20 protein-coding genes are annotated in these 21,794 nt (G+C 57.9%); 10 read left to right on the top strand and 10 right to left on the bottom strand.

Annotated features, from left to right (window positions below):
- Window positions 1-31: 31 nt before the first annotated feature.
- Together ACYZT1_RS00650 and cfaB are read left to right on the top strand one after the other, a co-directional pair.
- Complete coding sequence (locus ACYZT1_RS00650; RefSeq protein WP_462017200.1) at window positions 32-502, top strand: Lrp/AsnC family transcriptional regulator; 471 nt, start codon at window positions 32-34, stop codon at window positions 500-502.
- A 213-nt stretch (window positions 503-715) separates the two neighbouring features.
- Complete coding sequence (cfaB, locus tag ACYZT1_RS00645; RefSeq protein WP_462017199.1) at window positions 716-1,903, top strand: C17 cyclopropane fatty acid synthase CfaB; 1,188 nt, start codon at window positions 716-718, stop codon at window positions 1,901-1,903.
- Here cfaB and cls read toward each other — a convergent pair.
- Complete coding sequence (gene cls / locus ACYZT1_RS00640) at window positions 1,900-3,339, bottom strand: cardiolipin synthase (protein ID WP_462017198.1); 1,440 nt, start codon at window positions 3,337-3,339, stop codon at window positions 1,900-1,902. The genes cfaB and cls overlap by 4 nt on opposite strands.
- Window positions 3,340-3,470: 131 nt before the next feature.
- On the opposite strand from cls, the gene ACYZT1_RS00635 reads away from it, so the two are divergent.
- A complete protein-coding gene (locus tag ACYZT1_RS00635; protein ID WP_462017197.1) occupies window positions 3,471-3,992 on the top strand; it encodes a DUF3617 domain-containing protein in 522 nt (173 codons plus the stop codon).
- Between the two features lie 114 nt (window positions 3,993-4,106).
- Here the strand turns inward: ACYZT1_RS00635 and folE2 are convergent, their stop codons facing one another.
- Window positions 4,107-5,003, bottom strand: coding sequence for a GTP cyclohydrolase FolE2 (gene folE2, locus ACYZT1_RS00630; RefSeq protein WP_462017196.1), 897 nt, complete (start codon window positions 5,001-5,003; stop codon window positions 4,107-4,109).
- 133 nt (window positions 5,004-5,136) lie between these two features.
- Here folE2 and zigA point away from each other — a divergent pair, with 133 nt between their 5' ends.
- Window positions 5,137-6,345, top strand: coding sequence for a zinc metallochaperone GTPase ZigA (zigA, locus tag ACYZT1_RS00625; protein WP_462017195.1), 1,209 nt, complete (start codon window positions 5,137-5,139; stop codon window positions 6,343-6,345).
- A gap of 14 nt (window positions 6,346-6,359) precedes the next feature.
- Here the strand turns inward: zigA and ACYZT1_RS00620 are convergent, their stop codons facing one another.
- Entirely contained in the window at window positions 6,360-6,716 is a 357-nt protein-coding gene (locus tag ACYZT1_RS00620; protein WP_462017194.1) for an NADH:ubiquinone oxidoreductase, read from the bottom strand.
- 24 nt (window positions 6,717-6,740) lie between these two features.
- On the opposite strand from ACYZT1_RS00620, the gene ACYZT1_RS00615 reads away from it, so the two are divergent.
- Window positions 6,741-7,706 (top strand): CobW family GTP-binding protein, encoded by a 966-nt coding sequence (locus tag ACYZT1_RS00615; protein WP_462017193.1) that lies wholly within the window; start codon window positions 6,741-6,743, stop codon window positions 7,704-7,706.
- Between the two features lie 6 nt (window positions 7,707-7,712).
- On the opposite strand, the gene ACYZT1_RS00610 is transcribed toward ACYZT1_RS00615, so the two are convergent.
- Window positions 7,713-8,126, bottom strand: a complete 414-nt coding sequence (locus ACYZT1_RS00610) for a DUF3301 domain-containing protein (RefSeq protein WP_462017192.1) — start codon at window positions 8,124-8,126, stop codon at window positions 7,713-7,715.
- A gap of 116 nt (window positions 8,127-8,242) precedes the next feature.
- Between ACYZT1_RS00610 and pdxY the strand changes: the two genes are divergently transcribed.
- Complete coding sequence (gene pdxY, locus ACYZT1_RS00605; protein WP_462017191.1) at window positions 8,243-9,115, top strand: pyridoxal kinase PdxY; 873 nt, start codon at window positions 8,243-8,245, stop codon at window positions 9,113-9,115.
- A 66-nt stretch (window positions 9,116-9,181) separates the two neighbouring features.
- On the opposite strand, the gene ACYZT1_RS00600 is transcribed toward pdxY, so the two are convergent.
- Window positions 9,182-9,664 (bottom strand): acyl-CoA thioesterase, encoded by a 483-nt coding sequence (locus ACYZT1_RS00600; protein WP_028620392.1) that lies wholly within the window; start codon window positions 9,662-9,664, stop codon window positions 9,182-9,184.
- A 282-nt stretch (window positions 9,665-9,946) separates the two neighbouring features.
- Between ACYZT1_RS00600 and ACYZT1_RS00595 the strand changes: the two genes are divergently transcribed.
- Window positions 9,947-11,710, top strand: coding sequence for a cation:proton antiporter (locus tag ACYZT1_RS00595; protein WP_462017190.1), 1,764 nt, complete (start codon window positions 9,947-9,949; stop codon window positions 11,708-11,710).
- Window positions 11,711-11,762: 52 nt separating this feature from the next.
- Here ACYZT1_RS00595 and ACYZT1_RS00590 read toward each other — a convergent pair whose 3' ends face one another.
- From ACYZT1_RS00590 to uvrD, 3 genes are all read right to left on the bottom strand, one after another.
- The gene (locus ACYZT1_RS00590; protein WP_003187120.1) at window positions 11,763-12,170 is read right to left on the bottom strand and encodes an SMI1/KNR4 family protein; all 408 of its coding nucleotides are present in this window, start codon (window positions 12,168-12,170) and stop codon (window positions 11,763-11,765) included.
- Between the two features lie 137 nt (window positions 12,171-12,307).
- A complete protein-coding gene (locus ACYZT1_RS00585) occupies window positions 12,308-13,180 on the bottom strand; it encodes a Tim44 domain-containing protein (RefSeq protein ID WP_462017189.1) in 873 nt (290 codons plus the stop codon).
- 221 nt (window positions 13,181-13,401) lie between these two features.
- Window positions 13,402-15,585: a DNA helicase II gene (gene uvrD / locus ACYZT1_RS00580; protein ID WP_462017188.1), complete on the bottom strand. Its 2,184-nt coding sequence runs from the start codon at window positions 15,583-15,585 to the stop codon at window positions 13,402-13,404.
- Window positions 15,586-15,843: 258 nt separating this feature from the next.
- Here uvrD and ACYZT1_RS00575 point away from each other — a divergent pair, with 258 nt between their 5' ends.
- A complete protein-coding gene (locus ACYZT1_RS00575; protein ID WP_462017187.1) occupies window positions 15,844-18,711 on the top strand; it encodes an EAL domain-containing protein in 2,868 nt (955 codons plus the stop codon).
- Between the two features lie 56 nt (window positions 18,712-18,767).
- Here ACYZT1_RS00575 and ACYZT1_RS00570 read toward each other — a convergent pair whose 3' ends face one another.
- On the bottom strand, window positions 18,768-19,082 hold the full coding sequence (locus ACYZT1_RS00570; RefSeq protein WP_462017186.1) for a hypothetical protein: 315 nt from the start codon (window positions 19,080-19,082) through the stop codon (window positions 18,768-18,770).
- A gap of 347 nt (window positions 19,083-19,429) precedes the next feature.
- On the opposite strand from ACYZT1_RS00570, the gene hexR reads away from it, so the two are divergent.
- Window positions 19,430-20,296 (top strand): transcriptional regulator HexR, encoded by an 867-nt coding sequence (hexR, locus tag ACYZT1_RS00565; RefSeq protein ID WP_028620399.1) that lies wholly within the window; start codon window positions 19,430-19,432, stop codon window positions 20,294-20,296.
- A 253-nt stretch (window positions 20,297-20,549) separates the two neighbouring features.
- A complete protein-coding gene (locus ACYZT1_RS00560; protein ID WP_462017185.1) occupies window positions 20,550-20,762 on the top strand; it encodes a PA3496 family putative envelope integrity protein in 213 nt (70 codons plus the stop codon).
- On the opposite strand, the gene ACYZT1_RS00555 is transcribed toward ACYZT1_RS00560, so the two are convergent.
- Complete coding sequence (locus ACYZT1_RS00555) at window positions 20,704-21,651, bottom strand: LysR family transcriptional regulator (RefSeq protein WP_462019320.1); 948 nt, start codon at window positions 21,649-21,651, stop codon at window positions 20,704-20,706. The genes ACYZT1_RS00560 and ACYZT1_RS00555 overlap by 59 nt on opposite strands.
- Between the last annotated feature and the right edge of the window lie 143 nt (window positions 21,652-21,794).

The raw sequence follows: 21,794 nt of genomic DNA, 5'->3' as shown, positions 1-21,794 counted from the left end.
TCGGCGGTTCGGACTATCAGGATCTGCCAATTTGAAACTGGATGCTTTTGACCGCAAGATTCTGGCCGCTTTGCAACGCGATGGCCGGCTTAGCAACGTGCAACTGGCCGACGAGATTGGCCTGTCGGCCTCGCCGTGTTTGCGCAGGGTGAGGATGCTCGAAGAAGCGGGCGTGATTCGAGGCTATCAGGCGATTCTGGATCGAGACGAAGTGGGGCTCGGCCTGACCATTTTCGTGGGGGTCAAAGTGGAACGCCATAACGACGAACGCGCAGAAGCCTTTCGCCTGGCAGTCACGGCATTGCCTGAAGTGATTTCGGCGTTCCTGGTGTCAGGAGAATCCGACTTTCTGCTACAGATAGTCGTGCCGGATTTGCGCAGTTATGACCGCTTTCTCTCGGAGAGATTATTGAAGCTGCCAGGCATCAGTGATATCCGCAGCAACTTCGCGATCAATACAGTGAAAGCGCCTGGGGCATTACCGCTGGCACATCTGCCGTAAAGCTGATGGCTGCTTCGCCATTGCGCGTCTTTCGCTGGCCGTCGAAAACTTGCCTCTAATCCAGTCGCCTTTGTTTGCAAAAAGAGGTTCCACGTGGAACAAATATCAGTATCTGAAGGCTGGCTTATGGAAAACGCTATTTGATCGATAGCCCGCTATTTTCCACCGATGGTCTACCCTCAAGTTAGACGTCTGAAACAAGGGGGATTTTCCATGCTCTCGCAACTTCCACCGGCCTTACAGAATCTGCAGCTACCGCTTCGCCTGCGACTCTGGGATGGCCACGAATTCAATCTGGGGCCAACGCCCAGCGTCACGATTGTGGTAAAGGACCCACAAATGGTTACCCAGTTTACGCACCCGAGCCTGGACGCTCTCGGGGCCGCGTTCGTGGAGGGCAAGCTCGAGCTTGAGGGCTCGATCAGCGACGTGATCCGGGTGTGTGATGAGTGGAGCCAGGCATTGCTGAATGAGGGCGATGACAATCAACCAGTGCGTACCGTGCATGACAAGGAAACGGACGCCAAAGCTATTTCGTACCATTACGACCTTTCCAATGCCTTTTATCAGCTCTGGCTCGACAGCGACATGGCCTATTCCTGTGCCTATTTCGAGACGGGCAGTGAATCCCTTGAACAAGCGCAGCAAGCAAAATTTCGCCATTTGTGTCGCAAGTTGCGGCTGCAGCCGGGCGAATACCTTCTTGACGTAGGCTGCGGTTGGGGTGGGCTCGCTCGGTACGCCGCCAGGGAATTCGGCGTAAAAGTCTTCGGTATCACGCTTAGCAAAGAACAACTCGACCTCGCTCGTGAGCGGGTAATGGCCGAAGGTCTTGAGGATCTGATTGAACTGCAACTGCTCGACTATCGCGATCTTCCGCAGGACGGTCGCTTCGATAAAGTCGTCAGCGTCGGCATGTTCGAACACGTCGGCCACGCGAATCTTCACGAGTACTGCAAAACCTTGTTCGGCGCAGTAAAGGACGGCGGGCTGGTAATGAATCATGGCATCACGGCCAAGCACACGGACGGGCGTCCGGTCGGACGTGGTGCCGGGGAGTTCATTGAGAAGTACGTGTTTCCCAATGGCGAGCTACCGCACCTGTCGATGATCTCAGCCGAAATTAGTGAAGTCGGTCTGGAGATTGTCGACGTTGAAAGCTTGCGTCTGCATTACGCTCGTACGCTCGACCATTGGAGCGAACGGCTTGAAGACAATCTGGAAACCGCCTCAAAGCTGGTGCCAGAGCAGGTTTTGCGAATCTGGCGGCTGTACCTGGCCGGATGCGCTTATGCGTTTGCTCGAGGCTGGATCAACCTGCACCAGATCCTTGCCGTGAAGGCACACACCGATGGCAGTCATGAACTGCCCTGGACCCGCGACGACATCTACACACCCTAGAGAATCGGTGAGATTAATCGGGCGACTCGCATGCCAAGCTGCTGCAAGCGGCGCGTCTCCCGACGATCTTGGGCGGCGATTTCCAGCGCGTATGCAAAATCATCGTTGAGCATCTGCTCCACTTTGGCCGCGAATGCGCGGTCGACCGTGAGCAACATCACTTCAAAATTGAGCCGGAACGAACGGTTATCCATGTTGGCACTGCCGATTGCGCTGATTTCGCTGTCGATCAACACGACCTTTTGATGCAGGAAACCTGGCTCGTAGCGAAACACGCGCACACCGGCACGCACGGCTTCGAAGGCGTAGAGGCTGGAAGCTGCGTAAACGATCCGGTGATCGGGCCTCGACGGCAAGAGTATTCGCACGTCGACCCCGCGCAATACTGCAAGCCGCAAAGCGGCGAATACCGCTTCATCAGGAATGAAATATGGACTGGTGATCCACACGCGTTCGGTCGCTGCGTGGATAGCTTCAACGAAGAACAGTGAGCAGGTCTCATAGGAATCGGCCGGGCCGCTGGCGAGTAATTGGCAGAGCACGCCATCTTCCGGATACGTGTCGGGCAGGATCAGCGGTGGCAGTGAGCGCGCGGCCCAGAACCAGTCTTCGGCGAACGATTCCTGCATACACGCCACTACAGGTCCGCTCACCCGCACGTGGGTATCGCGCCAGGGCGCCAGCGGGGGCTGCTCGCCCATGTATTCGTCGCCTACGTTATGACCGCCAACGAAGCCTACAACGCCATCGACCACGACAATCTTGCGGTGATTACGGAAGTTGACCTGGAAGCGATTGAGCCAGCCGCTACGCGTGGCGAACGCTTTGACTTCCACTCCGGCATCCCGCAGCGGCTGCACAAAGCTGTGGGGCAAGGAGTGGCTGCCGATGCGGTCGTACAGCAGGAAGACAGCCACGCCTTCGGCAGCTTTTTCCAGCAACAATGTCTGCAAACGCCGGCCGAGCCGATCATCGTGGATGATGAAGAATTGAATCAGCACGGCTTCTTTGGCGCCTCGGATGGCTTCGAATATCGATTCGAACGTCGCATGCCCATTGATCAGCAGTTGCACTTCGTTGTTTGCCAGGCATGGCATGCGTCCCAGCTTCGGCATGGCTCTCAGCGATGCATACGCGCTGGAAGCGCGCGCGGTCAATGCTTCCTCAACCCAGGGTCGCCAGTTCAGCTCGGAGATGGCTGTGCGCATTTCCTCGTTGGCTTGGCGCCGCGCGTGAATATAGCCATCGAAGGTACTGCTGCCGAATACCAGATACGGAATGAGCGTGAGGTAAGGCATGAAAAAAAGTGACAATGCCCAGGCGATGGCGCCTTGCGCTGTACGGACGGTCAATACGGCATGGATCGCAGCGATCATGCCCAAGGTGTGAATCAATGCGATCAGGTAACCGAAAACATGCGGGCCGAAATAATCCATGGGGCAGCCTTGCTCCTGAAGATTCAATGCTTAACAGACCATGTTCCGTGCAGAATGTCGCTATTTAATTGGCCCATGAACCGATGCTGGCGGTTGACGTCTAACGGCCACTACTGATCAGGAGTTACACGATGAACGTACGTCTGCTGGGTTTGGCCGTGGCTTTTGGTCTGACACTTCCCGTCGCTGCCCAAGCGCAAATGTTACAACCCGGGTTGTGGGAACTGACCTCAAGCAACATGAAAGTCGATGACCAGAATTTGCCTGACCTGCAACTAATTCTCGGCCAGATTCAGAGCCAGATGACCCCCGAGCAGCGCGCGCAGCTGGAGAAACAGGGCATCACCATGGGCGGTAAAGGCATCCGTGCTTGCCTGACGCCAGAACAAGTGAAGTCTGACAACATCCCGTTGACCGACCCGCAGTCGGGTTGCACGCAACAGATCACCGAGCGCACGGGTAACCAGTGGAAATTCCGCTTCAGCTGCCCGAAAGCGCAAGGCGCGGGTGTCGCAACGTTCCTTAGCGATCGTGAATTCACCACCAAGGTGAATGGCACCTTTAACGCGACCGGTATTCAGCAAAAGGGTAGTCTTGATACTCGCGCTGTCTGGTTGGGCAAGGAATGCGGAACAGTCAAACCGCGCGCTTGAAGTGGTGACTGCACTTCAGATCAGCATTCATTCTGCAATGCGTTGCAGGCGCGCACCCAATCCACATGGGTGCGCGCTACGCCCTTGGCAGATCACCTGAAGGGTTGTTGCCAATCATGCGGCCTCCCAGTTCCACCGGCTTACTGCTACGGCATCATGAGCGTGCAGGCTTTCGCTGTGGATCACGCGGAGGTGGAAGCCCTTGATTCCCGGAGACCGCTTGAGCGCTACGTTCAACCGTCGCGCCGCATCTTCGCAAAACATCAGATTCTGTCCATTGGCCAACGCGAATGCCTGCTCGTCGGAACGTTTTACGGCGGTTTGCACGGCTGTTCCCAACGCTGCTTCTGCGTCATTGATAACGGCCACCAGCGGCAGATTGTCCAGATAATCGTCAAGGCGAACGTGTACGTACGCACAACTGCGCTGGCTATGGGGCGTTGCGACGATGCCGTTCGGCGAACCTAACCATGCCAATACGTCAGCATGCCGCAGTGACCGGTTGGCGAAATCATCGATGAATTGCTGTTGGACCAGTTGCCTTGCCAGCGCGGCGGAGCAAGGGCACGTCGAGGAGTAGGGAATTTCCATATCAAGTTCCACGTGGAACATCTCGTTTTGAAGCGAGGCGGCCACGGTGACGGGATAGCTTTTCCATCCCGATAAGGGGCTGATTAGCGCAGGCCTGCTCAACAGCAACTCTGTGCGTATTTTCAGGTGAGCGTTGCTTGAAAGGCCTTCCTGGGAGTCGAGAAAGCGTTCCAGCAAACGCCGTAGCAGTGTCGGCGTGAGGTCCTCGTCCTCAAGTATTCCAAGTGCGAGATAGAGCCGCGACATGTGAATGCCGCGAGTCTCACCTTGATCAAGACTCACGCCGACGTCAGCTTTCGCACTCATTCGTTGTCCGTCAAACATGACCGGCAGGGCGATGCCGTGCATGCCCACCCAGTCGAGCGGCACCGGGGTGTGCGAGGCCTGGGCGGCGATATCCGGGAGCGTTAGCGCATTCATGAGCAATTCCGTCGTGGAAATCGATTAGTATATGTTATGTTATTACATCTAAATCGACCACGCCTTTTTGCCGAGCGATCATTTTTGCTGGCCTTTGAGGGCGCCTGCTCATACTCCCCATGAGGAAAACACGATGCCCAATCGACTCCCTGTCACGGTCCTTTCAGGCTTTCTCGGCGCTGGCAAAAGCACGCTGCTCAACTACGTGCTGCGTAACCGTGAAAATCTCCGGGTCGCTGTCATCGTCAACGACATGAGCGAGATCAATATCGACGCCAGCGAGGTCCAGCGCGACGTCAGCCTGAACCGTGCTGAGGAAAAACTTGTAGAGATGAGCAACGGCTGCATCTGCTGTACGTTGCGCGAGGACCTGCTGGAAGAGGTGAGCAAGCTCGCCAAAGAAGGGCGTTTTGATTACTTGTTGATCGAGTCCACCGGGATTTCCGAGCCTCTGCCTGTGGCAGAAACCTTCACCTTTCGCGATGACAGCGGCCAGAGTCTGGCCGATATTGCCCGGCTCGATACCATGGTCACCGTCGTCGACGGGATGAATTTCCTTCTGGATTACCAGGCCGCCGAGAGCCTTGCGTCACGTGGAGAAACGCTGGGTGATGCGGATGAACGTTCCATTACTGACCTGCTGATCGAGCAAATCGAATTCGCCGACGTCATTCTGATCAGCAAGATTGATTTGATCGGCGGCCACGAGCGCCAGGAGCTGATTGCGATACTTCAGCGACTCAACTCACAGGCAGAGATTATCCCGATGGTCATGGGTGAAATTGCGCTGCGCAAGATCCTCAACACCGGTCGTTTCGACTTCGATAAAGCCGCACAGGCGCCGGGCTGGTTGCGTGAAATGCGAGGTGAACATGTGCCGGAAACCGTTGAATATGGCATTGCCAGTATGGCCTACCGGGCGCGCAGACCCTTCCATCCGCAACGCTTTTTTGACTTTATCGAAGGGCACTGGACCAATGGCAAACTGCTGCGCTCGAAAGGTTTTTTCTGGTTGGCGAGCAAGCACATGGATGCGGGCAGCTGGTCCCAGGCAGGTGGCCTGATGCGCTACGGATTTGCCGGTCGCTGGTGGCGTTTCGTCTCGAAAGACCAATGGCCCGAGGATGCGCAAAGCACGGCTTCAATCATGAAACACTGGAATGAAACCACCGGTGATTGCCGGCAGGAGCTGGTTTTCATCGGCCAAAACATCGACTTTGCACTGCTCACCGCTGCGCTGGATCACTGCCTGTTAACCGATGCTGAAATGGCTTCAGGTGTGACAGCCTGGCAGCTGCTACCTGACCCGTTTGGTCCATGGCAGGATGACGAAGCGGCGTAGGGTCCGCGTCGCCCTCAAGGCTTAAGCCAGGAACCCTGGCTCTGATCCTGGCAAAAAGGCTTCAAATAAGCCGCATCCGTGGCCACGCCGTAATAGTGAATGTCCTGCCGGTAAGGCATGTTGGCAACTTGCGCGTTGCTGCACACGCCAAAGGCGCCGGCAGGGCACTCATCGACGTACTCCACCTCGACTTTCTGCCCCGGCAGGTTGGGCTGGCAGAAGCCATCAGCGAAGAGCTTCTGCGGGATGCTGCGGTTTTGCTGGCAGACCTTCACGTCGAGACGTTCAGCTGTACTATGTACCACACATGCCTGAGCCAACACTTCCCCTGACATAAAAGCCAATAACAAGGACAATCCCCTCAACCACATTGTGCCTCCTCAGATAACCTCATCATGCTCCAGAACATTCCCACACACGTGATTGCCGGGCCACTGGGCGCGGGCAAAACCAGCCTGATCCAACATCTGTTGACGCAGCGTCCGCCGAATGAACGCTGGGCGGTGCTGATCAACGAGTTCGGCCAGATCGGACTCGACGCTGCGTTGCTCACCCAGGATGACGAGGGTATCGCATTGGGGGAAGTGGCCGGCGGGTGTTTGTGTTGCGTCAACGGAGCGCCGTTTCAGATCGGTCTTGGACGATTGTTGCGCAAGGCGCGGCCGGACCGCTTGTTTATCGAGCCGTCCGGGCTGGGCCACCCGGCGCAATTGCTCGCGCAGTTGAGCGAGGCGCCCTGGCTTGGCGTACTGAACGTGCAACCGTGCGTGTTGGTGCTGGACGCTCAGGCGCTCGCCGCCGGCAAACGCTTGCAAACGGCGCAGCAGGGCGCGTTGAGCAGCGCCGGATTATTGTTGCTCAACAAGTGTGAAACACTCGATGAAGCCACCCGCGAGCGTATCGTTTCACTGTTGCCCCCGCTTCCCCTTTTCTGGACCCGTCACGCCGTCCTGCCTTTGGAAAACCTGCCAGGATTCGGTACGAAAGCGCTGGCGGGTCTGGATAACTTGGTGGTCCCACAGGGTTTGGCCCAGATGGCGGCCGTTTGGTCCGATCCTTCGCTGCCCATTTGTCTGAACAACGCGCAGGAGGGCAGCTGGAGCATTGGCTGGCGCTGGCATCCTGCGCAGCTTCTCGAGTCTGCGCGGATCTTTGAATGGCTTCAGGGCTTGCAGTGGCGGCGGGCGAAGGTGGTTATCCACAGCCGTCAGGGTTGGGTGTCGGCCAATGCGCTGGATAATTCGGATCTGGAGTGGAAGCCCAGTGAGTGGCGGCAGGATTCGCGAATCGAGTTGATCTTCAGCGAGCCGCAAGATGTGGATGCACTGCACGCAGCGCTGCTCAATTGCCGTTCGAGTTGACTTGACTCAAGGACGCCACTTGGTGTGTTCCTGCCGCCACTGATTCAATTCGATGACCTCGGCACGGGGCTTCACCACATCGTCAACAACCGGCGTGTCGTCAAAAGGCATCGGGTAGGGCGCCAGTTCGATCTGCGCACTGTGCGCGCCGAATTGGGTAATGGTGCCGACATGGCGCGTCTCGCCGGTCACCGTGAATTCAAAGTTGTACACGCGGGCCAGGCGTCTGCGGCCATTGGCGTCCTTGATGAACGCGATTTTCTTCAACGCAACGTTGCCGTCCAGCAGCTCGATACCGAGTTTGTCGCAATGTTGCTTGACCCGCTCCAACGCCCGTTCGCGCAAGCCATGGTTGTGCCACAGCCACGCGCCGCCAGCGGCGAGCAGCATCAGCACGAAGATATTTCCGAGGGTCAGCATCAGCAGGGTGCTCCAACAAGATAGCGTCAGCTTAACTGCCCCGCCGGTGTGTCGTACAGGCTGCGTTTCGTCGCATACTGCGCGTCTTGAATTTAACCGTTTTACGGAACTGACGCATGAAACGTACGCCTCATCTGCTCGCCATCCAGTCCCACGTGGTGTTTGGCCACGCCGGTAACAGCGCGGCGGTTTTCCCGATGCAGCGACTCGGGGTCAATGTCTGGCCGCTCAACACCGTGCAGTTCTCCAATCACACACAATATGGTCAGTGGAGCGGCGAGGTCTTGGCGCCGCAGCAGATCCCTGCGTTGATCGAAGGCATCGCCGCCATCGGCGAGCTGGGCAACTGCGACGCCGTGCTGTCCGGTTACCTTGGCAGCGCGGCCCAGGGGCGGGCTATCCTCACTGGGGTGGCGCGCATCAAGTCAACGAATCCGAAAGCGTTGTACCTGTGCGACCCGGTGATGGGGCACCCGGAAAAAGGCTGCAGCGTGCCGGCCGAAGTCAGCGATTTCCTGCTGGAAGAAGCCGCTGCCATGGCCGACTTCATGTGCCCCAATCAGCTGGAGCTGGACAGCTTTTCAGGGCGCAAGCCGCACTCGCTGTTCGACTGCCTGGCCATGGCGCGCGCCTTGTTGGCGCGCGGCCCGCAAGCGGTGCTGGTCAAACATCTGGACTACCCCGGTAAACCAGCGGATGTTTTTGAGATGTTGCTAGTGACCGGCGAGGGAAATTGGCATCTGCGCCGTCCGCTGTTGGCATTCCCGCGTCAACCGGTGGGTGTGGGCGATCTGACTTCAGGGTTGTTTCTAGCGCGTGTGCTGTTGGGCGATAGCCTGGTGGAGGCCTTTGAGTTTGCGGCGGCGGCGGTGCATGAGGTGCTGCTGGAAACCCAGGCCTGCGCCAGTTACGAACTGCAGCTGGTGCGAGCGCAAGACCGAATTGCCCATCCGCGGGTACGGTTCGAGGCGACGGCGATCACTTTGTAAGCGGGCTGCGACGAAAAGATCGCAGCCTTCGGCAGATCCTGAGGGGCGCCGCTCAAGATCTGTGCTTCACACGTCGCCTTTGATTTCCTGATATCGCTTTTCCAGCTCCTGCCGGATCTGCCGACGCTGCTGAGCCTGGATAAAGCGGCGTTTGTCTTCGCTGTTCTGCGGTTGCAGCGGCGGGACGACGGCCGGTTTGCGTTGGTCGTCCACCGCGACCATCGTGAAAAAGCAGCTGTTGGTGTGCCGCACCGAGCGCTCGCGGATGTTTTCGGTCACTACCTTGATGCCGACTTCCATGGACGTGTTGCCGGTGTAGTTGACCGACGCCAGAAAGGTCACCAGTTCACCCACGTGAATAGGTTCGCGGAAAATCACCTGATCCACCGACAGTGTCACCACATAGCGACCGGCGTAACGGCTGGCGCAGGCGTAGGCGACTTCGTCCAGGTACTTGAGCAGGGTGCCGCCGTGAACATTGCCAGAGAAGTTGGCCATGTCGGGGGTCATCAATACCGTCATCGACAGCTGGGCGTTTCCGGGTTCCATAGCGTTCTCAAGGTTCAGGGCAGGTTCGGAGAAAGTGCACCTCTACGGGTGCCTGACGGGTTTTTGCAAACCACAGATATCGGGACGCCAGGCATGACGTCGCCGTCACGCCAAATCGATCTGTTTCCATATATTGCACCGCCTTTCTGCCGGAAGTCGCGGTGTTACCCTGCGAATGCTCGTTTCAAGGGCGATTCCTACGCGTAAACCGGATTTTTACTCTGCTCCGTCAGACATTTCCCGCGTCTGACGACTGAGCTTTGTCCCCAAGGAGCCCACACCATGCATGCCGTCAGTTTTATTCAGGATCTGGCAGTGATCATGTTGGTCGCGGGTGTGGTGACAGTGCTCTTTCATCGCTTCAAACAGCCAGTGGTCCTGGGTTACATCGTCGCGGGCTTCATCATCGGCCCGCATACACCGCCGTTCGGCCTGATCCACGATGAAGAAACCATCAAGACACTCGCCGAGCTGGGGGTGATTTTCCTGATGTTCTGTCTGGGTCTCGAGTTCAGCCTGCGCAAGTTGTTCAAGGTCGGCGCCACGGCGTTTATCGCCGCGTTCCTTGAAATCGTGCTGATGATCTGGATTGGCTATGAGATTGGCCGCTGGTTTGACTGGAACACGATGGACTCGCTGTTCCTTGGCGCGATCCTGGCGATCTCCTCGACCACCATCATCGTCAAAGCGCTCAACGACTTGAAGATGAAAAACGAACGTTTCGCCCAGTTGATCTTTGGTGTGTTGATCGTCGAGGACATCCTTGGCATCGGCATCATCGCTTTGCTCTCGAGCATCGCGGTCAGCGGTACGGTGAGTTCCGGTGAAGTGTTCTCCACGGTTGGCAAACTGTCGCTGTTCATGATCGTCGCCTTGGTCATCGGCATTCTGCTGGTGCCGCGCCTGCTGGCCTATGTCGCCAGGTTCGAAAGCAACGAGATGCTGCTGATCACGGTGTTGGGGCTGTGTTTTGGTTTCTGTCTGCTGGTGGTCAAACTCGAGTACAGCATGGTGCTCGGCGCGTTTCTGATTGGCGCGATCATGGCCGAATCCCGGCAGTTGTTGAAGATCGAAAGGTTGGTCGAACCGGTTCGCGACCTCTTCAGCGCCATCTTTTTCGTGGCGATCGGGCTGATGCTCGATCCGATGATCCTGCTGGAATATGCCTGGCCAATCGCCGTGATTACCTTGGCCGTGGTGCTCGGCAAGATGTTGTCCTGCGGCTTGGGCGCCTTCATCGCCGGCAATGACGGACGCACCTCACTGCGCGTGGGGATGGGGCTTTCACAGATTGGTGAATTCTCCTTCATCATCGCGTCGCTGGGGATCACCCTGCAGGTCACCAGCAACTTTCTTTATCCGGTGGCGGTAGCGGTTTCCGTGCTGACCACACTGCTGACGCCGTACCTGATTCGCGCGGCCGATCCATTATCGATCAAACTGGCCGCCGTCATGCCACAACGGCTGGGCCGCGTGTTGAGCATGTACGGGGAATGGCTGCGCAGCATTCAGCCGCAGGGCGAGGGTGCGCTGCTGGCATCAATGATCCGGCGGATTCTGTTGCAGGTGGGGGTCAATCTGGCACTGGTGATAGCGATTTTCTTTTCCGGTGCTTTTTTTGCCGAGCGCATGTCGGCCTATCTTCAGGACTGGATCAGCGATCCGAGCTGGCAGAAGGCGTTGATCTGGGGTGGGGCGCTACTGCTGTCGCTGCCATTCCTGATTGCGGCTTACCGCAAGCTCAAGGCGCTGTCGATGTTGCTGGCGGAGATGGGCGTGAAGCCGGAAATGGCGGGGCGCCATACGGAGCGAGTGCGTCGAGTGATCGCCGAGGTCATTCCGATCCTCTCGCTGCTGGTGATTTTCCTGCTGTTGGCAGCCCTGTCGGCGAGTATCTTGCCGACCAACAAGTTACTGATGTTGATCGCCGTGGTCGCGGCTGCTGTCGCGGCACTGCTGTGGCGGTGGTTCATCCGCGTGCATACGCGGATGCAAGTGGCGCTGCTTGAAACGCTGGACAACCACAAGGATTCCTCAACCCACTAATCCCTGTAGCCGCTGCCAAAGGCTGCGTCAGCCGCTACAGGTTTACGATTGCTCAGCTTTCCAGCCACACGTCCCGCGCCCAGTGCCAAACCGATTCCCAGGTTTCTTCAGCGATCAACTCTTCCTCGGCCTGCCACAGCACCACGGTCCCGTCTTCTTCGACACAGTAGTAGTCGTCGCCGTCCTGACAGATCGGGATGAGGCTGCGATCTACTCCGGCATCCCAGGCATTGGCGGCTACGTCCGGCAGATAGGTATGCGACTGCGGATCGGTGACGGTTACCGGCTCCAGGCTGCCGTAGACCACGTCGCTGACCGTCAGCAAAAACTCTCTGAAGACAAACGGAATGTCGATGAACAGCTGTTCTTCGATTTCAACCAGAAGGTCTTCGTCGGGCAACTCCAAGGGGACCGGTACAGGTTCGTTGGCTTCACGTAGTTGTTCGATGATTTCTTCCACGTCCGGGATCCTCTGGCTGGTGGCGCGGTTTGGTTGGGGCGGTTTATACGGTAGCTCGCAATAGATGCAACCGTGAAATAGAAAACCCCGGCCAACGGCCGGGGCTTTTTATTGCGACACGTTTACTGCAGGTATGTTCAGCCGTTCTGGCGGATACCGGCTACCAGCCAAGGCTGGTTCTCGCCTTGTGGGCGTTCCATGTTCCAGCTTTCGCTGAACGCTTCGCCCTGGTCGAAACGGGAAGTCTTCGACAGACCGCTGAAGGTCAGGGTAGCGATGGTCTTGTCCGCACGATCATCGACGCCGTCCAGCTGAACGCTGAGGTTATCAATGTAGGTGGACTGGAAACCATCACCCAGATCCGCACGTTCACGCTTGAGGAACTCAAGCAGTTGCGGGGTCACGAACTCGGAGATCTTGTCCATTTCGTTGGCATCCCAGTGCTGCTGAAGCGACTGGAAGTGGTTGCGGGCCGCTTCAATGAAGTTGTTTTCATTGAACCAGGCTGGCGCGTTGATCACCGGGCGAGCGGCTACAGGTGCGGCCGAACCGCCGAAGATTGAACCCATGCCTGCTGGCTTCTGCTCGAACACTTCACGCTGCATCGGAGCGCCGGCTGGAGCCAGATGCGACTGCTGCTTGCGACGACGAGCGGCGATGAAACGGAAGACCAGGAAGGCGATGACCGCCATGATCAGGATATCGAAGATCTGCATGCCCTCGAAGCCGCCACCCATGAACATGGAAGCGAGAAGACCACCGGCAGCGATACCGGCGAGAGGGCCGAGCCAGCGCGAAGCACCGCCCGCTTTGGCGGCAGCGCCAGCGGCACCGGCCGCACCGGCAGTGGCAGCAGCGCCACCGGCGGCAGAAGAAGGAGCCATTTGGCTGGTCTGGTGAGTCGGCGCAGCGCCAGAGCTCTTGCCGCCACCAAAGCGCTTGGCGTTGGCGTCGAGGCTCATCGTCAGGCCGATGCACAACGCCATGGCGATGCTAAGAAAACGTTTCATAGAGGGAATTCCCATTTGTGGAAGGCACGCGCGCCATGTTGCACAGGTGAAGTGTTGCTGGCTAGCGGCAGAGTGTTTCGGGCTTTTGCCTGACAGGTGTAGTTCAGCTCCAGTCAGCGCTGTAAGCCCTGTTAACGTTGGTCTGTAGGACGGACGAATAAGTTCTGTAGGAATTAATCCAGTGGAAGCCCAGCTTACTCCCACACTGGATTATCCGTCGTCTAAATCGCTTCGAGCTTGGCGTAACCCAGCATCAGCCACTTGCTGCCTTCGCTGAAATTCACCTGCACCCGGGCCTGAGCACCGGCGCCTTCGAAGTTGAGGATGACACCGTCGCCAAACACCGAATGCCGCACGGCCTGGCCCAGACTGAAACCGGTGTCCGGGATTTCGCTGCCGCCAAACAGGCTGCTGGAGCTCTGCTGCTGGCCGCCCCCGAACGGACGGCTGACGCTGTTGGACAAGCGTACTTCCTGAATCAGGCCTTTGGGTACTTCACGTACGAAACGCGACACCTTGTTGTAGGTTTCGCTGCCATACAGGCGGCGGGTTTCTGCGTATGTCATCACCAGGTTCTGCATGGCCCGGGTGATGCCGACATAGGCAAGACGGCGTTCTTCCTCAAGACGGCCGGGTTCCTCCAGACTCATCTTGTGCGGGAACAAGCCTTCTTCCATGCCCACCAGGAACACATAGGGGAACTCCAGGCCTTTGGCGCTGTGCAGCGTCATCAACTGGATGCTGTCTTCATGCTCTTCGGCTTGAGTATCTCCGGCTTCCAGTGAGGCATGACCCAGAAAGGCCGCCAGTGGCGTGAGGTCTTCCTCTTCTTCGGCATTCTCGAAGTTGCGCGCGGCGCTGACCAGTTCCTCAAGGTTTTCCACCCGAGCCTGGCCTTTCTCGCCTTTTTCAGCCTGGTGATAGGCGATCAAGCCTGATTGTTCGATGACGGTCTGGGTCATCAAGTGCAAAGGCATCTCCATGCACTTGGCGGCAAGGTTTTCGATCAGTTCGACAAATGCCCCGAGCGCGCCGGCAGCGCGACCGGTCAAACCCTTATTGGCCACGAGCTGGCGCATGGCTTCCCACATCGAGACGTGGCTATGGCGCGCGTGTTCGCGAATCGCTTCGACAGTTTTTTCGCCGATGCCACGTGCCGGCACGTTGATCACCCGTTCCAGCGCCGCGTCGTTGCCACGTCCTTCCAGCAAACGCAGGTAGGCCATGGCGTTTTTGATTTCAGCGCGTTCGAAAAAGCGTTGACCGCCATAAATGCGATACGGGATACGCTCGCGCAGCAAGGCTTCTTCCAAAACGCGCGATTGGGCGTTCGAGCGGTACAAAATCGCAATATCACTGCGAGCGAGGCCTGTTTTGAGCGCACTTTCGATGGTTTCCACCACGTAGCGTGCTTCGTCATGTTCGTTGAAAGCGGCGTAGAGATTGATCGCTTCGCCTTCGCCGCCGTCGGTCCACAGCTCTTTGCCCATCCGCCCGGTATTGTTGGCGATCAGGGCGTTCGCAGCCTTGAGAATGCCGGCGGTGGAGCGATAGTTCTGCTCCAGACGAATCACTTCGGCATCCGGGAAATCATCGGAGTACTGATAGATATTTTCGATTTTCGCGCCGCGCCAGCCGTAGATCGACTGATCGTCATCGCCGACCACCATCAAGCTGTCGCCACCCTTGGCCAGCAGGCGCAACCAGGCGTACTGCACGGCGTTGGTGTCCTGGAACTCGTCCACCAGAATGTGCCGGAAGCGCTTTTGATAGTGCGCGAGCAGACCAGGGTTATCGCGCCACAGGTCGAGGGCGCGCAGCAGCAACTCGGAGAAATCGATCACACCCGCCCGGGCGCACGCAGCCTCATAGGCTTCATAAATGCTGCGCATGGTCGACAGGAACAGGTCGCCGCTGGCCTGAATGTGCTGCGGCCGCAGACCTTCGTCTTTCTGCCCGTTGATGAACCACTGCGCCTGACGGACCGGCCAGCGTTGTTCGTCCAGTCCCAGCTCGCGAATGACCCGCTTGACCAGCCGTTGCTGATCGTCGCTGTCGAGAATCTGGAAAGTCTGGCTCAGCCCGGCTTCCTGCCAGTGCGCCCGCAGCAAGCGGTGCGCCAGGCCGTGGAAGGTGCCGACCCACATGCCGGCAGGGTTGATCCCCATCAGTTGCTCGATGCGATGACGCATCTCGGCGGCGGCCTTGTTGGTGAACGTCACCGACAGGATCGAATGGGGCGAGGCGTTCTCGACCTGGATCAACCAGGCGATACGGTGCACCAGCACTCGGGTTTTACCGGAACCAGCACCGGCCAGGACCAACTGACGACCCACGGCGGCGGCTACGGCCTGACGTTGGGCATCGTTGAGGGAGTTCAGCAGAAGGGAGAGATCATCGCGCATCGGGGCATTCTAGGGGGCCGCGCCACACCGGGCAAACATCGCTTTGCTTCAGCCGATGAAAGATGCATGCGGGACGACCGGTCAGTCACCGGCTACAGCCATTGGCAGCCCTAGCCTGCAGGGTTTCAGGCAGGCAAATGCGGCCAGGGCTTTCGTCGAATATATGCTTCGGAGCTGTTTGGTAAGGCCATTGGCTTGTGTATGCTCCGTCCACGTTCCGGGCTCACGCTCGTCATTATAAGAACAAGAACTACGCCTATGACCGTCAGTTTCGACCTGTCGGGCCCCACTGTGGAGCCGCGGGTTATTCGCAAACAGTACGCCATGGAAATGGCGGTCGAGCGCACGCGCTTGCTGTACCAGGGCTCGCTGTTGCCGACGCTGTTCATGCTGATCAATGGTCTGGTGTGTGCGTGGCTGCTGTGGAGCCCGCAGCGCTATTTCGAGGTGAGTGTCTGGCTGGTGTGGTTGCTGTCTCTGGTGGCACTGCGAGTGATCCAGGTTGCGGCTTTCGATTCGGCTATTCCCAACCGCCAGGCCCATCCGGTCTGGCGACGCATGTTCATGCTGGGCTCGGCCATGACCGGCCTGACGTTGGCCGGGGCCGGCATTGCCCTGGTGCCCGTCGACAACTTCATGCAACAAGCCTGGGTGTTCGGCCTGATTGGCGCGGCGGCATTGTCGGCCAGCGTGGCGTATGCCGTCAGTCTGCCTGCCTTCCTGTCTTTTACCTTGCCCTGTCTGCTGCCGGCGATAGCCTATCTGTTCTGGGGGGGTGACGAACTGGGGCAGGGTTGGGGCTGGTTTGGTCTGATTTTGCTCGGATCGCTGAGCGTGGTCGCCTGGCAGGTCAATCGCCTGATTGATCGTGAGTTGCTGCGACGCTTCCAGAATCAATCCTTGATCGAGCACTTGCGCAAAGCACAAGGCTGCAGCGACCAGCTCAACCATGCGCTGGCCAAGGAAATCGACCAGCGGCGCCGGGCCGAAAAGGAATTGCTCGACATTCAGGTCGGCCTTGAAGGCCACGTTGCCCAGCGCAACCTGGAGCTCGAAGCGGCAACCCAGGCGCTGAGCAAAAGTGAAGCACGGCTTGCCCTTGCGTTGAAGGCCAGTGAGCTAGGCCTCTGGGACTGGAACCTGCAGACCGACGAAGTCCATCACACCCAGATTCAAGAACTGTTCGGCCTGGCGCCGGAATTCGTCACGGCCCTGTTGCGTCACCTCAAACCGCGTTTGCATCCCGACGACGTTCCTGCTCTCAAGCGCGCGCTGGTCGAGCATTTGAAGGGTCGAAGCGAGGATTACCAGATCGAGTACCGCGTGCGCCATGGCGACGGCCACTGGGTGTGGATCGAGGACCGTGGTCGTGCGGTTGAGCGCAGCGAAGATGGCCGGGTCATCCGCATGGTCGGCACGCGCCGCGATGTCAGCGCCAGTAAAAAGCTGGAGGAACAGCGGCAACTGGCGGCCACTGTGTTCGAAGCCGCGAGTGAAGGCATCGTGATTTTCGATCCGGATTACACGCTGATCGCCATCAATCAGGCCTTCAGCCGCGTCACCGGCTATGACATTAAAGACATGCTGGGTCGCAACGTCGTCGAGTTGCCGTGCAGTCGCGATGCCCGTCGGCATTACGCGGTCATTCATCAAGCGCTGGAGCAGACCGGCAGCTGGCAGGGTGAGTTGATCGAAACGCGCAAGAATGGCGAGCTGTACCCGCAGTGGCTGCAATTGAGCGCCGTACGCGATACCCGTGGAAATGTCAGCCACATCGTAGGGTTTTTCGCCGATTTGTCGGCACGACGTGAGTCCGAAGAACGCATGCGCTACCTGACGCACTATGACGAACTGACGGGGCTGGCCAATCGCTCGCTGTTTCGCGAACGGTTGCACGAAGCCCATCAGCGCATGCGTCAGGGCGGTCGCAGCCTGGCGCTGCTGCATATCAACCTGGATCGATTCAAGTTGCTTAATGACAGCCTCGGTCATGACATTGCCGATCAACTGTTGCAGAAAATGGCCCGGCGCCTGATAAACGCGGTGCCGGAGGCGGACACCATCGCGCGAATATCCGGCGATGAGTTTGCCGTACTGTTCGACACTTATGGCAACTTATCCAGTCTGGCCCGAGTGGCGACTCGTTTGTCGACCAAGTTGCGTTTGCCGGTGACTGTCGAAGGGCACGAGCTGGTCGTGAGCGCGTCCATGGGTATCAGCATGTTGCCGGACAATGCACGGGAAATATCTGCGTTGGTCAGTCAGTCGAACATCGCCATGCAACACGCCAAACATCTGGGCGGCAACAATTTCCAGTTCTACACCGACAGCCTGCAAGCCAGCACCCTCGAGCGTCTGCAGCTGGAAAACCAGTTGCGCAAAGCCATCGAAGAGAATCAGCTGAAAGTGTTTTATCAGCCGAAGCTGTGCCTCTCCACAGGTCGGTTGAATGCGGCAGAGGCGCTGGTGCGCTGGGATCATCCGGTGATGGGCAGTGTGCCGCCAGGAGAATTCATCGGGCTGGCAGAGGAAGCCGGGCTGATCGGCCCAATCGGCGAATTCGTCCTGCGTCAGGCGTGCTGGCAAGCCTGCGTATGGCAGCGCCAGGGTCTGCAGCCGATCCGCGTGTCGGTCAATCTGTCAGTGCATCAACTGCGCCAGGGCAAACTGGTCAGCCTGGTGCGGCAGGTGCTGGAAGAGACCGGCCTGGCGCCGCAATACCTCGAACTGGAACTCACGGAAAGTCAGTTGCTGGACAGCGTCGAGCACATCATTGCCACGTTTCAGCAGTTGCGCAATCTGGGCGTAAAGCTGGCGATTGACGATTTCGGCACGGGTTACTCGTCGTTGAGTTACCTCAAGCGGATCCCGGTGGACTACGTGAAGATCGATCAGGCGTTTATCCGTGGGCTGGGCGATGGCAGTGAGGATGCGGCAATTACCCGGGCGATCATTGCGATGGCTCACGGTTTGTCGTTGAAAGTCGTTGCCGAGGGTGTGGAGCGTGCGGAACAGCTTGCGTTTTTGAAAGCCGAGCGCTGCGATGAGGTTCAGGGTTATCTGGTGAGTCGGCCGGTCGAGGCAGATGATTTGGCGAACTTGCTGAGAGAGCAATATAAGAACTGAAAGAACCCTGCAAATGAGTGCCTCTCCACCGTTACAAGATGGAGAGGCGATGCCGCTTAATGAGTGATGTCTACTTTGTCGATGTGATGAACAAGTTCGCCTTCACAGAAGATACTCACGCCGGTGACCGTCAAGTCGCCCGCGACTTTATATTCCACGGGTTTATCGGTCACCACTTGCAAAGCGACTTCACTGGAAGTTACAAGTTTCAACTCCAGTCGAAGATCGAAAGATTTGTCCTGAAGCGGGCAGAAAACCAGCGTCGGGGTAATGCCCGTGTGCGCTACGGTAACAGTGCCGGTCGTGCGAAAAAAAGCGTCACCAGGCATGCGATTGATTTGTGCAGCCCAGTTTTTAGTTTGAATACTCATAGGTTGTAGCTCCATAGTTAAGTTAATTGCTTCCTGCCAGTGCACTCTAACTGAAGCAACTTTTTTGTTGTGGGCGTTTTGCCGTTCAAATTGTAATGTCGTGTGTGGTTAGTTGCGGGTGTGGCGTTTTAATCTGACTTGCCAGTATATGGTTAGTCTGTTTGACGCTTTTGTCCCGCATTAGCGTCAGATGCCCGCTCAACGCTAACCCTGTGCGCTACATGGAAGGCCGGGCACGGCGGCTCTGGGGATCGGTTACGTTTTGAGCAGGCAAAAAGCCAATTCATGTAGTATAACTACAAGCGTGCTACATCCCCGGCACCTGCCAATAACAAAGAGTCCACCCCTTGAATTTGCTGCAACACATCGCCCAGTCACGCCACCTGTTACGCAAGTCGGAGCTCAAGGTCGCCGACCATGTGCTGCTTGATCCTGCGGCGGTGATGCACAGTTCCATGGCCGATCTGGCCCACAGCGTGGGCATCAGCGAGCCAACCATCGTGCGTTTTTGCCGCGCTATCGGTTGCTCGGGTTTTCAGGATCTGAAACTGAAGCTGGCGCAAAGCCTGGCGGCGGGGGCGAGTTTCGGCCAGTTTGCGATCCATGAAGACGACTCGGTCGCCGACTACAGCCTGAAGATTTTCGACACCACGCTGCACACGCTGATGGAGGTTCGCGAGAGGCTCGATCCGGTGGAATTGCAGCGCGCCGTGACGCTCATGTCCCAGGCGCAACGGGTGGAATTTTATGGTTTTGGCGCCTCGGGCGCGGTGGCGGCCGATGCCCAGCACAAGTTCTTTCGGCTGTTGCTGACTGCGGCGGCGTATTCCGATCCGCACATGCAGGCGATGTCGGCGGTGACGCTGAAACCGACCGACGTGGCGATCTGCATTTCCCAGTCCGGGCGCTCCAAGGATCTGCTGATCACTGCGAACCTGGTGCGCGAAAGCGGCGCTTCATTGATCACTTTGTGCCCGAGCCAGACGCCGTTGGCCGAGCTGTCGACCGTCAATCTGGCGATTGATGTGCATGAAGATACCGAGATCTATACACCGCTGACCTCCCGAATCGCGCACCTCGTGGTGATCGACGTGTTGGCGATGGGCGTGGCAATGGCGCGAGGGCCGAGCCTGGTCAACCACCTCAAGAGCGTCAAGCGCAGTCTGCGTAGTTTGCGGCTGTCGCCCAAGTCGGTGAAAGCGCTGGACGACTGAATCAAGGCAACATGCGACCCCTGTGGCGAGGGGATTTTTCCCGTTCGGCTGCGAAGCAGTCGCAAAACTCTCGCAAGCAGCGTAGTACCTGGTTGTCCAGGAGGCCGCTGCGCAGCCACACGGGGGCAAGCCCCCTCGCCACAATGAATATCGCCATGGCAGAAACATTCATCTGCTTGTCACCCACCCGCTACCAAACCGTCATCTACTGCGCCTATCTTGAAACTCCCGCAAACGCCTTGGGAGACTCGAAATGGCCCAGCCCTACGAAGAACGCAACAGCGCCGTCAAAACCCGTCGTCAGCAGGAAGATCAGCGCCGCATGGAATTTCGCCGCGCGATCGAGGATCGTTGCGAGCGCCGTCAGTTGCTGGCCGAAATCGGCGATTTCCCGGACGATCTGGAACTCAATTACTGGCAGACAGCACCGGTAACTTCCCGTCGAAGCGCTCAACCAGCGCGCTGATCTGCACCCGCTCGCTACGGATAAACGCAAGGAACGCGTGAGCAACCGGTGACAGCCGCTTCGCCTTGGCCTGCACCAGGCACCAGCTACGGTACAAAGGCAGCTCTTCGACCGGCAACTCAATCAGCGCGCCGGTCGCCAACTCAAGGTTCAGGGCGTGGCGCGTCAACAGCGCCAGGCCCAGACCCGCCAGCACACATTCACGCTGCGCCTCCGCCGACGCGACCTCCTGGGTCTGCGTGAAGTGCACGCGTTTTTCCTTGAAATATTCCTCGCAGGCCAGCCGCGTGCCTGAGCCCGGTTCGCGCAGCAGCAATGTGTAAGGTTCCAGATCCTGCAGGCGCAACGGGCCCATGTGGCTGAGCGGATGATCCGGGGGGGCCACGGCGATGATCGGGTTGTTGAGAAACGGCAGAAACTCCAGGCCCATGTCCTGCGGGACCATCGACATGATCACCAGGTCATCACGATTGTCCGAGAGTCGCCGAATGACTTGCCCGCGATTGACTACCGTCAGGTGCAGGTTCACTTCCGGGTGCTGCCGTTTGAACGCGGCGAACAGGTGCGGGACGAAGTACTTGGCGCTGGATTCGACCGCCAGTTTTAACTGACCCTGTAATGATCCCTGCATGTCCGACAGCTGCATATCGAGATTCTCAAGACGCCCGAAAATGTCGCGACTGGCGCGCTGCAGCGCTTCCGCCGCTTCAGTCATGTAGAGTTTTTTGCCCACATAATCGAACAATGGCTGACCGATCAGCTCTTCGAGTTGACGGATCTGCAAGCTCACGGCAGGTTGTGTGAGCGACATCTCTTCGGCTGCTCGACTATAAGACCTCAGATCACAGACTTCGTTGAAAATCTGCAATTGACGCAATGTCATACGCATCAAGGACTTACGCATAGTCGAGTGTCTCTGTCAGGCGGCTGATGCGACAACTATAAGTCTTTGCTTATAGCTATCCCAATTATTAATCATTTTTGTTAATCCCTTGCGGGGGCTAGTGTGGGGTTGCGACTAAATGGAAACAT

The sequence above is a fragment of the Pseudomonas sp. PB3P13 genome, assembly GCF_054897735.1.
The sequence above is the reverse complement of the archived record's forward strand: the minus strand, read 5'-3'. Positions and strand labels throughout refer to the sequence as shown.